This window comes from Microbaculum marinum (assembly GCF_037855135.1).
Lineage (GTDB): Bacteria > Pseudomonadota > Alphaproteobacteria > Rhizobiales > Tepidamorphaceae > Microbaculum > Microbaculum marinum.
Genome location: NZ_JAZHOF010000006.1, coordinates 287,485 through 301,237, shown reverse-complemented (window position 1 = coordinate 301,237; position 13,753 = coordinate 287,485). Strand labels below are relative to the sequence as shown.

Here is a 13,753-nt window from a genome sequence, read left to right as displayed (position 1 = left end):
TTCTCTTGAATCGGTCTCAATCCGGAATGTGCGTGCCCTTGATGGCGCGCGAGTTGCCACGGAACTCCGCGATCAGGGTGCCGTTCTGGTCGGTCACCCGGGCATCGTAGATGCCGGAGCGCCCGAACCGCGCCACTTCCCGCGCCACCGCCGTCAGCCGGTCGCCGAGCTTGCCGGGCGCCACGAAGGTGATCGAGTTGTGCTGGGCGACGACGATGTTGTTGTAGGAGTTGCAGGCGAATGCGAAGGCGGAATCCGCCAGCGTGAAGATGAAGCCGCCGTGGCAGATGTCGTGACCGTTGGTGTGCCGCTGCTCCACGGTCATCGACAGTGTCGCGGTACCCGGCCCGACGTGGTCGAGCGACATGCCGAGGCCGCGCGATGCATCGTCGTTTTGCCACATCGCCTCGGCGCAGGCCCGGGCGAGCTCGTCTGGCGTCATCTGCGAAGCGGACCTTGTCATCGCCGCCGCGCTCACGTGCGGCCGGTGAAGTTGGGGGCGCGCTTTTCGAGGAAGGCGCGAACGCCTTCCGCGTAGTCGGGCGTCCGGCCCGCGCGCCGCTGCAGGTCGCGCTCGAGGTCGAGGTGCCGGTCGAGCGTGTTGGTCGGAGCGGCCTGGATGGCCTCCTTCATCAGGGCGTAGCCGGCGGTCGGGCCTTTGGCGAAGGTCTCCGCCAGCGTCGTCGCTTCGTCCATCAGCCGGTCGTCGGGAACGGCCTTCCAGATCAGGCCCCATGCCTCCGCCTGCGCCGCCGTCAGCGGCTGCGCCGTCAATGCGAGCCCCTTGGCGCGCGCCTCGCCGAGCAGCCGGGTGAGCTGCCACGTGCCGCCTGCGTCGGGGACGAGGCCGAGCCTGGCGAAGGCCTGGATGAACTTCGCCGACTCGGCCGCAAGGACGATGTCGCAGGCAAGCGCGATGTTGACGCCCGCGCCCGCCGCGACGCCGTTGACGGCGCAGACGACCGGCTTGCGCAGCGCCCGGATCTGCCGGATCAGCGGGTTGTAGAAGGTCTCGATCGTCACGCCGAGGTCGGGCGGCCCGTCCATCGCCGAGGGGTCGCGGTCGCCGAGGTCCTGGCCCGCGCAGAAGCCCCGCCCGGCGCCGGTCAGCAGCACCGCGCGACAGCTGTCGTCGGCGGCGATGCCGTCGAGCGCGGCGCGCAGTTCCAGATGCATTCCATCATTGAAGGAATTGAGCTTTTCCGGGCGATTGAGCGTCACGACCGCTAAGCCGCCGCGATCCTCCACTAGTATCGTTCCACCCACTGTGCGCTCCTCCCAGAGGCATCGGACCCTGAGGGCCCGTCACTGTCACATCCCGCCTCGCCCGGCGGCCTGAACATTGACACTTGTTGCATGTGAAACGATCATGCGCGTGCCGGAAAGACACTTGCATAAACCGACCGGTCGGTCAATAATGCGTGCAATCGCAAGGCCAACAAACGTGTCTTGCCGGTATCACCGTGACCCGATTCTGCGGCTGTGACTTTGGGTTGTCCATGGCGCGGCCGGACGCCGGATCGGAGGTGATGGGGACGAGCGCCGAGCGACCGTGCATCGAGCGGTATGAAACCGCCGAACGGGTTCAACTGGGAGGAACTTGCATGAAAGCCTTGAGCAAAATTGCCGCTGCGAGCGTATTTGCGGCGACCACCGCGATCGGAGCCATGTCGGCAACGGCCGCCGACACGACGCTGACGATCTCGAGCTGGGGTCCGCCGACCCACGGCATCAATTCCAAGATGTGGCCGAAATTCACCGAGATGGTCGAGCAGGCCACCGACGGCCGCGTCACCACCGACCTGAAGCTGAACCTGGCGCCGCCGCCGGCCCAGTTCGACATGATCCAGGATGGCGCAGCCGACCTCTCGATCATCTTCCACGGCTATCAGCCCGGCCGCTTCACCGCCCAGAAGCTGATCGAACTGCCGGGCTACGAGGGCAGCGCGGAAGCTGCGTCCGTCGCCGACTGGCGGGCCTACGAAAAGTACCTCCAGCAGGCCGACGAGCATCGCGGCGTGAAATTGATCGCGCTGCATACGCATGGGCCTGCACAGGTCTACACGATCAATCCGGTCGAGAGCCTCGACCAGATCAACGGTCTGAAGCTGCGTGTGCCTGGCGGCGTCGGCAGCGACGTCGGCACGGCGCTCGGCGCGACGGGCATCCAGGTGCCGGCGCCGAAGGTGTACGAGACCCTCGCATCCAAGGCCGCCGACGGCGTCGTCATGCCGATGGAGTCCCGCAAGGGCTTCAAGCTCACCGAGGTCGCGCCCTACACATACGAGATGCCCGGCGGCTTCTATCGCGGCTCCTTCGCCTTCATCATGAACGAGGACGCCTTCAACAGTCTGCCGCCCGACGTCCAGAAGGCGCTCGAGGAGAACGTTTTCGGGGAGCCCCTGAGCCGGGCAATCGGCCAGATCTGGGACGAGATCGACGCGGAAGGCCGCCAGGCCACGATGGATACCGCCGGAAATAAGATCGTCGAGGCGTCTGACGCCGACAAGGCCGCCTACAAGCCGATCGCTGACGAGGTCACCGCCAAGGTGATCGAGGAGGTCGCTGCGACCGGCGTCGACGCGCAGGCCGCCCACGACTTCATTGCCGAGACCATGAGGACCTACGGCAACTAGTATCGCACCCGGCCCGGCGGCGCGCGTCGCCGGGCCCTTCTCCGGTTCAAGGGCAGGTCGATGCGATCGCTGGCGGATCACCTCGTGGCTTTTGGACAGCGGATCGCCGGTCTGCCGTCCTGGATGGCCGGGATCGCGCTGTTCTTCCTGATGGTGATGACGTTCTGCGATGTCGTGCTGCGCAGTTCGTTCGACAGTCCGATCGAGGCGGCGACCGAGTTGACCCGGATCTGCATGGCGATCATCGTCTTTGCCTCCCTGCCCGTGATCTCGGCGCGCGGCGGCCACATCTCCGTCGATCTGCTGGATCCGTTCTTCCGCGGCTGGGGCGAGCGGCTGCGCGACGCGGCCGTCGATATCGTCTGCGGCGTGATACTGATCTGGCCGGCGAATCAGGCTTTCGTCCTCGCGGCCCGGGCCAGGGACTACGGTGACCTCACCGAATCCCTCGGTATCCCGCAGTTCTATATCGAATATTTCATTGCGATATTCACCTCGCTCACCGTTGTCGTGCTGATCCTGAGGGGCCTGATCGAGCTGGTCGGCCCGGCGGCGCTGCACACCGACAGGACCGTCTACAAGGACGTCGACTGAGCCATGGTCGAGTCGCTGATCGGATTTGCCGCCGTCCTGATCCTGGTTCTGCTGCGTCTGCCGATCGCCTTTGCGATGGGCGTGGTCGGCATGGCCGGATACGCCTACGAGACGAGTGTCCGCGGCGCGGTCTCGATGTCCGGCCGGCTGCTGATCGATACGGCGCAGGACTACGGCCTGTCTGTCGTGCCCCTGTTCATCCTGATGGGCCTGTTCGTCAACAAGGGCGGGCTGAGCCGCGAGCTCTACCGGGTTTCGTATGCCTTCCTCGGCCATTTCCGCGGCGGCCTGGCGATGGCGACGATCGTCGCCTGCGGCGGGTTCTCGGCGATCTGCGGGTCCTCGTTGGCGACGGCCGCGACGATGTCGAAGGTGGCGATGCCGCAGATGCGCCGCTACGGCTACGCGGATTCCCTGTCCACGGCCTCGATCGCCGCCGGCGGCACCCTGGGGATCCTGATCCCGCCGAGCGTCATCCTGGTGATCTACGGACTGCTGACGGAAACCAGCATCGGCAGCCTGTTCATCGCCGGCATCGTGCCGGGAGCGATCGGCATCCTGTTCTATCTGGGGGCAGTACGGTTCACCGTAGGCCGCAATCCGGCAGCAGGTCCGGCGGGCGAACGGATGGACTGGAAGGAACGGTTCGAGGCGGTGCGCGGCGTCTGGGCGGTGCTTGCGCTGTTCGTGCTGGTGATCGGAGGCCTCTACGGCGCGTTCAACGTCTGGCCGCTCAATCTCACTTTCTCTCCCACGGAAGCCGCGGGAATGGGGGCGATGGGAGCCTTCGCCATCGCCCTGTTTCGCGGGGGCCTGTCGTTCTCCGACGTCAAGGAAGTGCTGATCGAGACGTCCTACACGACCGCCAGCCTGTTCGCCGTGCTGATCGGCGCCTGGATCTTCTCCAATTTCGTGAACCTGGCCGGCCTTCCCGAGGCGCTGCTCGCGCTGGTCGATCAGGCTGGTTTCAGCCCGATGCTGGTGATGCTGTGCATCCTCGTCGTCTACCTGGTGCTCGGCTGCGTCTTCGAGAGCCTGTCGATGCTGCTGCTGACGGTGCCGATCTTCTTCCCGCTCGTCGTAAGCCTCGGCTTCGATCCGGTGTGGTTCGGCATCATCGTGGTGGTGGTGACGGAAATCAGCCTGATCACCCCGCCGGTCGGGCTCAACGTGTTCGTGCTGAAGGGCGTCGTCGAGGACGTCTCCACGGCGACCATCTTCAAGGGTGTCACTCCGTTCTGGATCGTCGACATCCTGCGGCTGGCGCTGATGGTGCTGGTGCCCTGGCTGGTTCTCGTCCTGCCCAACAGCATGTGAGGCGGCGATGATGGCATCCGACCCGAAGGCGCTTGCCGAGGAGTTCGATCCGCGCCACCTCACGCAGGCCTTTCGCGATGATCCCTATCCGACCTACCGGGCGCTGCTGGAACATGCGCCGGTCAAACGTTACGAGGACGGCTCGTACTTCCTGTCGCGCTACGCGGACCTCGTCACGGTCTACCGGGATACCAGGCGGTTCTCTTCCGACAAGAAGATCGAGTTCAAGCCGAAATACGGCGACAGTCCGCTCTACACACATCACACGACGAGCCTGGTCTTCAACGACCCGCCGCTGCACACGCGCGTGCGCTCGATCATCGTCGGCGCGCTGACGCCGAAGGCGATCGCCCAGATGGAGCCCGGCCTGATCCGCCTGGTCGACGACCTGGCCGACCGCATCGCCGAGAAGGGCCGCGCCGATCTCATCGAGGACTTCGCCGCCGCCATTCCCGTCGAGATCATCGGCAATCTCCTGCGCGTCCCGCACGAAGACCGCGGCCCGCTGCGGGGATGGTCGCTGGCGATCCTGGGTGCGCTGGAACCCGTCCTTACGCCGGAGCAGCAGGATCTCGGCAACCGTTCGGTCAGCGAGTTCCAGGACTATCTCGAAGGCCTGATCGCGGAGCGGCGGCGACATACCGGCGATCCGTCTATCGACGTCCTGACCCGGTTGCTGCAGGGAGAGGGCGGTGAGCAGCTGACGCCGTCGGAACTCGTCCAGAACTGCATATTCCTGCTCAATGCCGGGCACGAGACGACCACCAATCTCATCGGCAACGGCCTGCACATCCTGACCCAATGGCCGGACGAGCGCCGACGGCTGATCGAGGATCCGGCGCTGATCAGGACGGCGATCGAGGAGTTCCTGCGCTTCGAGAGCTCCAACCAGCTCGGCAACCGGATCACCACCGAGGAGGTCGAACTGGCGGGGGAGATCCTGCCGCCGCGCACGCCGATCACGCTGTGCATCGGGGCGGCGAACCGGGATCCCGCGCAGTTTCCCGATCCCGACAGGCTCGACGTCTCCCGCAGCCCCAACAAGCATCTCGCATTCGCCTGGGGCCCGCACCTGTGCGCCGGACTGTCGCTGGCGAGGCTGGAGGGACGCATCGCGATCGGACGGTTCCTGGAGCGGTTCCCCGGCTACGAACTGGCCGGCGAGCCGGTGCGTGGCGGCCGGGTTCGGTTCCGCGGCTTCACCTCGCTGCCGGTCGACGTGTCTGCATAGCAGATTGAATCAAAAGGATAATCCATGACGATCATGCAGATCCGCAGCTTCGCGAACGGCGCCTGGATCGGGCCGGCCGACGCCCGTCCGATCATGAGCGCGGTCACCGGCGAAGTGATCGCCGAAGCCGGTTCCGGCGCGGTCGACTTCGCGGCGATGGCCGAGCACGCCCGCACCGTCGGCGGGCCGGCGCTGCGGGGGATGACCTTCCATGAACGGGCCGGAAAGCTGAAGGAACTGGCCCAGTACCTCAACGAGCGGCGCGAGGAGCTCTATGCGCTGTCCTTCCTGACCGGGGCGACGAAAGCGGATTCGCTGATCGATATCGACGGCGGCATCGCGACGCTGTTCGTGTATTCCTCGAAGGGACGGCGCGAAATGCCGGATTCCCAGGTGTTTCTCGACGGCGGCATCGAGCCGCTGTCGCGCTCCGGTACCTTTGTGGGACAGCATATCTGCACGCCGCTTCAGGGACTTGCGGTCCACATCAATGCGTTCAACTTCCCGGTCTGGGGGATGCTGGAGAAGCTCGCGCCGACGCTGCTGGCGGGCGTTCCGGCGATCGTCAAGCCGGCCACCGCGACCTGCTACCTCACCGAGGCATGCTTCGCGATGATCGTCGAAAGCGGTGTGTTTCCAGAGGGTTCGGTGCAGCTTGTCACGGGTGGAACGGGCGACCTGCTGGACCGCCTCGGCGCCCAGGACGTGGTGAGCTTCACCGGTTCGGCGGAGACCGCGCTGATGCTGCGCTCGAAGTCGGGCCTGATCGAGAGGTCGGTGAGGTTCGTTGCCGAGCAGGACAGCCTGAACGCCTCGATCCTCGGGCCGGATGCGCAGCCGGGGACGCCGGAATTCGACCTTTTCATCCGCGAGGCGGCGCGCGAGATGACGGTGAAGGCCGGCCAGAAGTGCACGGCGATACGGCGCATGATCGTGCCATCGGAGTGCCAGGACGCTGTCATCGATGTGCTGTCGCAACGCCTTTCCTCTGTCACGGTCGGCGACCCCGCCCTCGAGGCGACCCGCATGGGTCCGCTGGCCAGCACAGGACAGCGCGTCGACGTCCTGACCAAGGCCGGGATCATCGCGACGGAGTGCCGGCGGGTGTTCGGCGACCCCGACGATTTCGAGGTCGAGGGGGCCGACCGGGAGAAGGGGGCGTTCCTGCCGCCGATGCTGTTTCACTGTCCCGATCCCGACGCGGCGACGAGCGTCCATGTCGTGGAGGCGTTCGGTCCGGTGGCGACCGTGATGGGCTACCGCGATCTCGGCCACGCCGTCGATCTCGCCAACCGGGGGCAAGGCAGCCTCGTCGCCTCGGTGTTCACCCACGACCCGGCGGTGGCGCGGACGGTGGCGCTGGGCGCGGCCGCCTGGCACGGCCGGCTCTACTTCGCCGACCGCGATTCGGCCAGGGAGGCGACGGGTCACGGCTCGCCGCTGCCGCACATGGTGCACGGCGGCCCCGGCCGCGCCGGCGGCGGCGAGGAACTGGGCGGCGTGCGCGGCGTGCTGCACTACATGCAGCGCACCGCCGTGCAGGGCTCGCCGGCAGTGCTGTCGGCGATCGGCGACGCCTGGGTCCCCGGAGCGCCGGAAATAGAGGCGCCGGAGCATCCGTTCCGGATCCCGTTCGACCGGCTCCGGCTCGGCGAGACGATCCATACGGCGGCCCGCGAGATCACGCTTGAGGACATCGAGCATTTCGCCGAGTTCACGGGCGACACGTTCTACGCGCATATGGACGAGGAGGCTGCCGCCGCCAATCCGTTCTTCCCGGGCCGGGTGGCGCACGGCTACCTGATCCTGAGCTTCGCGGCGGGACTGTTCGTCGAGCCTGCGCCGGGCCCGGTGCTCGCCAATTACGGCCTCGACAACCTGCGCTTCCAGAAGCCGGTCAGCCCGGGCGACACGGTCCGGGTGCGCCTGACGGTGAAGCAGAAGACCCGCCGCAACGCCGAGTATGGCGAGGTGCGCTGGGACGTCGCCGTGTTCAACCAGCACGACGAGCAGGTGGCCAGCTACGATCTCCTGACCATGAACGCGTGAGACGACGGGCGCACTGAACCCGGCGCGCCCGTTCTATGCATGTCCGGCCCGCCGGTCAGCCGACCGGAGCGTTGTCGTCGCGCTTGATCGCGATGATCGAGGAGCGCGGCAGCTTGCCCTCGCCGTCGGGGAACGGCGCGTCGGGGTGCTGGATGCCCACGAACATCGTCTTCCTGTCCGCCGACCAGCAGATGCCGGTCACCTCGCTGCCCTTCGGGCCGGTCAGGAAGCGTTCGATCCGGCCCGAGACCGGGTCGCCCGCCAGCATCTGGTTGTTGCCGTGCCCGGCGAAGTCTTCCTCGTTGGAATCGTCGCCGTCGGTCTGGATCCAGACGATTCCCGTCGAGTCGATCGCCATGCCGTCGGGGGAATTGAACAGGTTGCCCTCGTTGATGTTCTTCGAGCCGGCATAGTCGTCGTCGTGCACGGTCGGATTGCCGGCCATGACGTAGAGATCCCACTCGAAGCCGTCGGCGGCGTGGTCGTCGTTCATCGGACGCCAGCGCACGATCTGGCCGTATTCGTTGGCCTCGCGCGGGTTCGGGCCGCCGACGGGCTGCTCGTCGCCGCCGGCGTTGGTCTTGACGCCCCGGTTCTTGTTGTTGGTCAGCGCGCAGTAGGCCTCGATGGCGACCGGACTGACGGCGACCCATTCCGGACGGTCCATGGTGGTGGCGCCGACCCGCGAGGCCGCCATGCGCGAGAAGATGGCAATCTCGGCGTCGGACATGCCGATCGCCTCGGGTGTCAGCGCCACCCATTCTCCGGTCAGGTCGTCGTTGAACCGGGCGACATAGAGCTGGCCCTCGTCGAGCAACCGGGAGGTGTCGGCGCCGGGCACGTATGGCGCGCTCGACACGAACCTGTAGATGAACTCGCCGCGTTCGTCGTCGCCCATGTAGACGACGACCCGCCCGTCGGGAGCGAGCGTGGCGGCGGCATTCTCGTGCTTGAAGCGGCCAAGGGCGGTGCGCTTCACCGGGGTGCTGCCGGGATCGGACGGATCGATCTCGACGATCCAGCCGGCGCGGTGCGGCTCGTTGGGGTGCTTCGAGGTGTCGAAGCGGGCGTCCCACTTGTGGTAGTCGTAGCCCCAGCCTTCGGCAGCGATGCCATAGCGCTCGTAGCCGGCGGCGACCGTCTCGTCGAGCTGCGGTTCTTCCGTGGCGCCGAAATAGCCGTTGAAGTTCTCCTCGCAGGTCAGATAGGTGCCCCACGGGGTCTTTCCCGAGCCGCAATTGTTGAACGTGCCGAGGCTCTCGGTGCCGCTCGGATCGGCCTCCGTCTTCATCAGGTCGTGCCCGGCCGCCGGGCCGGAGAGCTTCATCGGCGAGTTGTGGGTGAGGCGTCGGTTGAGCGGGCTGTCGGTGACGACCGTCCAGCCGTCCGGACCCTCCTCGATCTCGAAGACGGCGACGCCCTGCAGGTTCTGCAGCTTCAGCACGTCCCCGGCGTCGCGCGGCACGCCGCCTTCGGCCTGCGGCAGGTTGACCTCGTTGTTGGTGTATTCGTGGTTGACGGCGATCACCTGCCTGCCGTCGACCAGAAAGGATTCCATTCCGTCGGTATTCTCGCCGAAGACCTTGTCGGCGTCATCGGCGGAGCCGCCGGACTCCTGATCGAGTTCGGCGACACCGGGAAACAGCGGATCGCCCCAGCTGACGAGCCGCTTCCAGGTATAGCCCTCCGGCACATGTACGGTGTTGTCGGTCGCAGCCGGGATCGGCTGGAAGGCAAAGCGCGACGGCTCCTCGGCCAACGCCGCGGTGGAACTCAGCAGTCCGGCGCGCATGGCCAGCGCGCCCGAGCCGAAGGCGAGCACTCCGCCGAGGAAGCCGCGACGCGACAGCGCACGCTCCACGACGCGATCGAATTCATTCTCCTCGGGACGCGGGAAATTGATCTCGTCCCACTCGTCCGCCGTCAGCTTAGTCCTGGTCATCTCGTTCATGGCTGGCTTCCCGCTCGTAAGTTGGTGGCTTGCGCAGAGGCAGACAGGATCCGGGAAGACCGTGCCCATGCACGGCCCTACGGATCTGGCCTGATCGCCGAATGAACGAAGCCGAGTGGAGCGGCCTTGCCGCCGGGTGCCCCCGGTGCGGCGGAGACGCTCGCAAACCGCTTCTCCATCGCTACGGCTTTAGAGCGACTCGATGACACTTTTATTCCCGCCGCTGTATATCTGCGGGAGAGGCCGGGCTCGCGGCGGGAAAAAAATCAGGGCCCGTAGGCGAGGAACCCGGTGACGACCGCCGGCAGGGTCTGCGGCGACTGCACGGCGGCGAAATGGCCGGCGTCGATCACCTCGAAACGGCAATCGGGGATCCGGTCGGCGATCGCGCTCAGCCGGTCGGGCCGGTTGAAGGGATCGTGCTCGCCGGCGAGCACCAGCGTGGGGCAGGCGATTTTCTCGACGTCGCCGATGACGCCGTGGTTGTTCAGGGCACGGTACATAGCGGCGTAGCCCTCCGGATCGGCGCCGTGCCAGCGGGCGAGCGCGGTGGCCTTCTGCCGGTCGTCCCGCCACAGGTTGCCGGGAAACGCCTGCGGCAGCACGATGTCGGCGACGGCACGCATGCCCTCCTTCTCGACGCGATCAGCCGTCTCCCGTCCGCCGGCCCGGCGGTCCTCGGGAACGGTGAGGGCGGGGGCCAGAAGCACCAGCCTGCCGATGCGATCGGCATGACGCGTGGCAAACCGCACGGCGACGCCGGCGCCGGCGGCCGCGCCCATCACGTCGACGGTGCCGGAGATGCCGAGATGGTCGACGAGAGCGGCGATGTCGTCGGCCAGCGTGTCGTAGTCCTGCGTGCCCTTCAGCTTCTCCGACATGCCGGCGCCGCGCAGGTCGTAGCGGACGATGCGGACGTCGTCGGGCATGAGACCGACGAACTCGTCCCAGCTGTTCAGGCTGCCGGCGAGTTCATGCACCAGGACGAGCGTGTCGTCGCCCTGGCCGGAGACGCTGTACCGGCAGGCGGCGCCGTTGATCAGCGCGAATTGCGCACCCATGCAGGGATCCTCCTCAGTTCGATTCCACCCTCACGTTGTTTAACACGTCATCCAGTCCCGGTATCCCGATCGTGCACGTGTGGACGGAAATCGCCGCCGACAGATGCAGGATCGCGGCGATCTCCTGCGGGCTGGCGCCGGCGTCGAGCGCGCCGCGGACGTGGCGCCGCATGCCGCGTTCGAACAGGCAGGTCGGCGCGGCGCATATGGCCAGCGCGATCAGTTCCTTGTCCTTGCGCGACAGCGGACCGTCGTCCCAGACCGCATTGCCATAGGCCTCGTATCCCTGCTGGAGGACCGGAACAGATCCGCGGATGTCGGCTTCCGGGGTGCCGAGTTCATCGGCGAGGATGTCGAGGCCGGTGTCGATCGGCTGCCGGCCGGAGACGACGGCGGTCAGCAGGACGACCTGGAGCAATTCGTCTGCCGTGGCGCCGTGATCCAGGGCGTGGCCCATGTGGCGCCGGCCGCCGCGGTCGTACATGTGGTTCACCGAGATATCGATGGCGACGTAGACGAACTCGCACAGCTTGCGCGGCAGGATGCCGGAGCGCGACGGCGCCGCCTGGAAGGCTATGTAGGCCTTGAGGAACTCCGGCGAGCGCTCCAGCAGCACGTCGTGGAACCGGGCCCAGTAGCCGCGTTCGCGGAGGATCTCGTCCTTCAGCGCCTGTTTCTCGGCATCCGTCATGTGGTCTTTCCGATCAGCAGGTTTCGATCCCGTCGAGCAGGATGTCGGCCAGCCCGGCGCGTCCCTGCCGGGGACGGGCGATGGTGGAGCGGCGGTAGGCGATCCGCTTCAGGTAGCGGTGCACACCGTGGTCCCAGGTGAAGGCGATGCCCCCGTGCATCTGGACGCAGGCCTCGGCGATCCGCCGGGCATGGTCGCCGACGAAGGCGCGGGCCGTCAGCAGCGCGCGGCGCGCGTCGCCCCGGGAGTCGAGGTCGCCCTGGTCGAGGCACCAGGCGGCGTACTCGACCGCCGCCTTCATGCCCTCAAGCGCCACGGCGGCGTCGGCCGCGATGTGCTTGACGGCCTGGTTGGCGCCGACGGGCCTGCCGAACTGCGTGCGGTCGCCGACATAGGCGACCGTCTGCTCGAGGCAGGCGGCGGCCGAGCCGGTCATCTCGGCCAGCACGAGCACCGCGAGCGCGTCTTCAAACGTCCCCGGGGCGGGCGCGTTGCCGGGGTCGGCCGCGGCGCCGGTGACGGAGACCCAGCGGGCGTCGGTGGCGATATCGAGGACGGCGGCAGGTGCGAGCTCGGCGTTTCCGGTCTCGACGGTGATCCAGCGGCGTCCGTCCGCCGTCGCGCAGGGGGCGAGGATCGTCGCCGCCTCGGCGGCGAAGGGCACCAGGACCCGCCCCGAAGCGGCGCCGTTCTCGAGCGCGAGCTGGCCGTCGACGGCGACGCCCAGCACCCCGCCATCGGCGAGCGCGGCCTCGACGGGTGCGGATGATCCCGACAGGCCGAGCCCGGCCGCCAGCATCTCGACGAGCGGCGCGGCCGGCAGCCGGCGACCGACCTCGATGGCGACGGCGACGGCGTCGACATGGCCGAGCAGGAAGGCATCGCCGTCGGTCGCGAAGACGCCGGTCTCGGCTGCGGCCCTGACGAGGCTTTCGGCCGGATAGGGATGGGGCGGATGGTCGGTGATCACCGGGAATGAATCCAGCATCCTGGCGACGCTTCCGGCGATCTGCCGCTGCTCGAAGGAGAAGTCGAAGTCCATTGCCGGGGGCCCTGCTAGCGCGGCAGGCCGAGCATGCGCTCGGCGATGATGTTGCGCTGGATCTCGGAGGTGCCGGCGTAGATCGTCTCGGCGCGCGACTGGAGATAGAGGAACCGGAAGCGCTCCGCCTCCGGGTCGCCATTGGCGAAGGCCTCGTCCAGCACCTCGCTGGCGAAGGCCATGATGCGCTGGTGCAACTCGCTCCAGAACAGCTTGACGATGCTGGCCTCCGAACCGATGCCTTTGCCGTTGGCGATGCGGCTGGCGGTTTTCAGGTTGAGCAGGCGCAGCACGTTGAGGTCGGCCGCGTGCGCCCCGACCTGCTGGCGGAACCAGCCGTCGGACGCCTTGTCCGGGCGGGCCGCCAGCAGCTTCAGCAGCGCGTCGAACTCGGCCTGGAACCGCGCCTGGCGGTAGAGCCGGGCGGTGGCCCGCTCGAAGCCGAGCACGCCGACGGCGGCGTGCCAGCCCTCGTTGACCGCGCCCAGATGCATGCCGGCGGGAATGCGGACGTCCTCGAGGAACACCTCGTTGAACTCGTGCCGGTCCGTGATCTGGCGCAGCGGCCTGACCGTGACGCCGGGCGTGTCCATGTCGAGCAGGAACAGCGTCAGCCCCTTGTGCTTAGGAGCGTCGGGGTCGGTGCGGGCGAGCAGGATGCACTTGTTGGCGTGGTGGGCGAAGCTGGTCCACAGCTTCTGGCCGTTGACGACCCAGTGATCGCCGTCGAGGACGGCGCGGGTGCGCAGGCCGGCGAGGTCGGAGCCGGCGTCGGGCTCGGAGAAGCCCTGGCACCAGATGTCGTCGAGCCGCAGGATGCGCGGGATGTAGTGCTTCTTCTGCTCCTCGGAGCCGACCGCCAACACGATCGGTCCGACCAGTTCCTTGCCGAGGGTGTTGATGCCTTCCGGCGCCGATACGCGGCCGAGTTCTTCCGCCGCGATCAGTTGCTCGACCGCCGTCAGGCCCTGGCCGCCATAGGCCTGCGGCCAGTGGATGCCCTGGTAGCCCGCCGCGTAGAGCCGGCGCTCCCAGTCGATCTGGAAGCGGGCGTTTTCGGCCTCGTCGTCCGGACCGGTGAAGCGCGGTCCGCCCCAGCCGGGCGCGAGGTTTTCGGCGAGCCAGTCGCGCAGGCCCTGCCGGAAGGCCTGCTGGCCGGGCGTGAAGCTGAGATCCATCGG

At 67.5% G+C, this 13,753-nt stretch carries 12 protein-coding genes; 5 read left to right on the top strand and 7 right to left on the bottom strand.

The features are described from left to right. Positions 1–16: 16 nt before the first annotated feature. Together paaI and paaG are read right to left on the bottom strand one after the other, a co-directional pair. On the bottom strand, positions 17–463 hold the full coding sequence (gene paaI / locus V3328_RS16165; RefSeq protein ID WP_340330719.1) for a hydroxyphenylacetyl-CoA thioesterase PaaI: 447 nt from the start codon (positions 461–463) through the stop codon (positions 17–19). Between the two features lie 11 nt (positions 464–474). Beyond that, complete coding sequence (paaG, locus tag V3328_RS16160; RefSeq protein WP_340330718.1) at positions 475–1,266, bottom strand: 2-(1,2-epoxy-1,2-dihydrophenyl)acetyl-CoA isomerase PaaG; 792 nt, start codon at positions 1,264–1,266, stop codon at positions 475–477. 338 nt (positions 1,267–1,604) lie between these two features. Between paaG and V3328_RS16155 the strand changes: the two genes are divergently transcribed. The 5 genes from V3328_RS16155 to paaZ all read left to right on the top strand — a co-directional run bounded on the left by V3328_RS16155 (position 1,605) and on the right by paaZ (position 7,827). Continuing rightward, entirely contained in the window at positions 1,605–2,636 is a 1,032-nt protein-coding gene (locus tag V3328_RS16155) for a TRAP transporter substrate-binding protein (RefSeq protein ID WP_340330717.1), read from the top strand. 84 nt (positions 2,637–2,720) lie between these two features. Beyond that, complete coding sequence (locus tag V3328_RS16150; RefSeq protein WP_340330716.1) at positions 2,721–3,230, top strand: TRAP transporter small permease; 510 nt, start codon at positions 2,721–2,723, stop codon at positions 3,228–3,230. Between the two features lie 3 nt (positions 3,231–3,233). Next, a complete protein-coding gene (locus tag V3328_RS16145; protein ID WP_340330715.1) occupies positions 3,234–4,547 on the top strand; it encodes a TRAP transporter large permease in 1,314 nt (437 codons plus the stop codon). A gap of 7 nt (positions 4,548–4,554) precedes the next feature. Next, complete coding sequence (locus V3328_RS16140) at positions 4,555–5,778, top strand: cytochrome P450 (RefSeq protein ID WP_378759053.1); 1,224 nt, start codon at positions 4,555–4,557, stop codon at positions 5,776–5,778. A 24-nt stretch (positions 5,779–5,802) separates the two neighbouring features. Next, on the top strand, positions 5,803–7,827 hold the full coding sequence (paaZ, locus tag V3328_RS16135; RefSeq protein WP_340330714.1) for a phenylacetic acid degradation bifunctional protein PaaZ: 2,025 nt from the start codon (positions 5,803–5,805) through the stop codon (positions 7,825–7,827). A gap of 55 nt (positions 7,828–7,882) precedes the next feature. Here the strand turns inward: paaZ and V3328_RS16130 are convergent, their stop codons facing one another. From V3328_RS16130 to V3328_RS16110, 5 genes are all read right to left on the bottom strand, one after another. Next, positions 7,883–9,778 carry a PhoX family protein gene (locus tag V3328_RS16130; RefSeq protein WP_340330713.1) on the bottom strand — a complete coding sequence of 632 codons (1,896 nt, stop codon included), beginning with the start codon at positions 9,776–9,778 and terminating at the stop codon, positions 7,883–7,885. A 266-nt stretch (positions 9,779–10,044) separates the two neighbouring features. Further along, positions 10,045–10,839 (bottom strand): alpha/beta fold hydrolase, encoded by a 795-nt coding sequence (locus V3328_RS16125; protein ID WP_340330712.1) that lies wholly within the window; start codon positions 10,837–10,839, stop codon positions 10,045–10,047. A 13-nt stretch (positions 10,840–10,852) separates the two neighbouring features. Further along, the gene (locus V3328_RS16120) at positions 10,853–11,530 is read right to left on the bottom strand and encodes a carboxymuconolactone decarboxylase family protein (RefSeq protein ID WP_340330711.1); all 678 of its coding nucleotides are present in this window, start codon (positions 11,528–11,530) and stop codon (positions 10,853–10,855) included. A gap of 13 nt (positions 11,531–11,543) precedes the next feature. Beyond that, entirely contained in the window at positions 11,544–12,572 is a 1,029-nt protein-coding gene (locus V3328_RS16115; RefSeq protein WP_340330710.1) for an acyl-CoA dehydrogenase family protein, read from the bottom strand. A gap of 14 nt (positions 12,573–12,586) precedes the next feature. Further along, positions 12,587–13,750, bottom strand: coding sequence for an acyl-CoA dehydrogenase family protein (locus V3328_RS16110; protein ID WP_340330709.1), 1,164 nt, complete (start codon positions 13,748–13,750; stop codon positions 12,587–12,589). Positions 13,751–13,753: the final 3 nt, after the last annotated feature.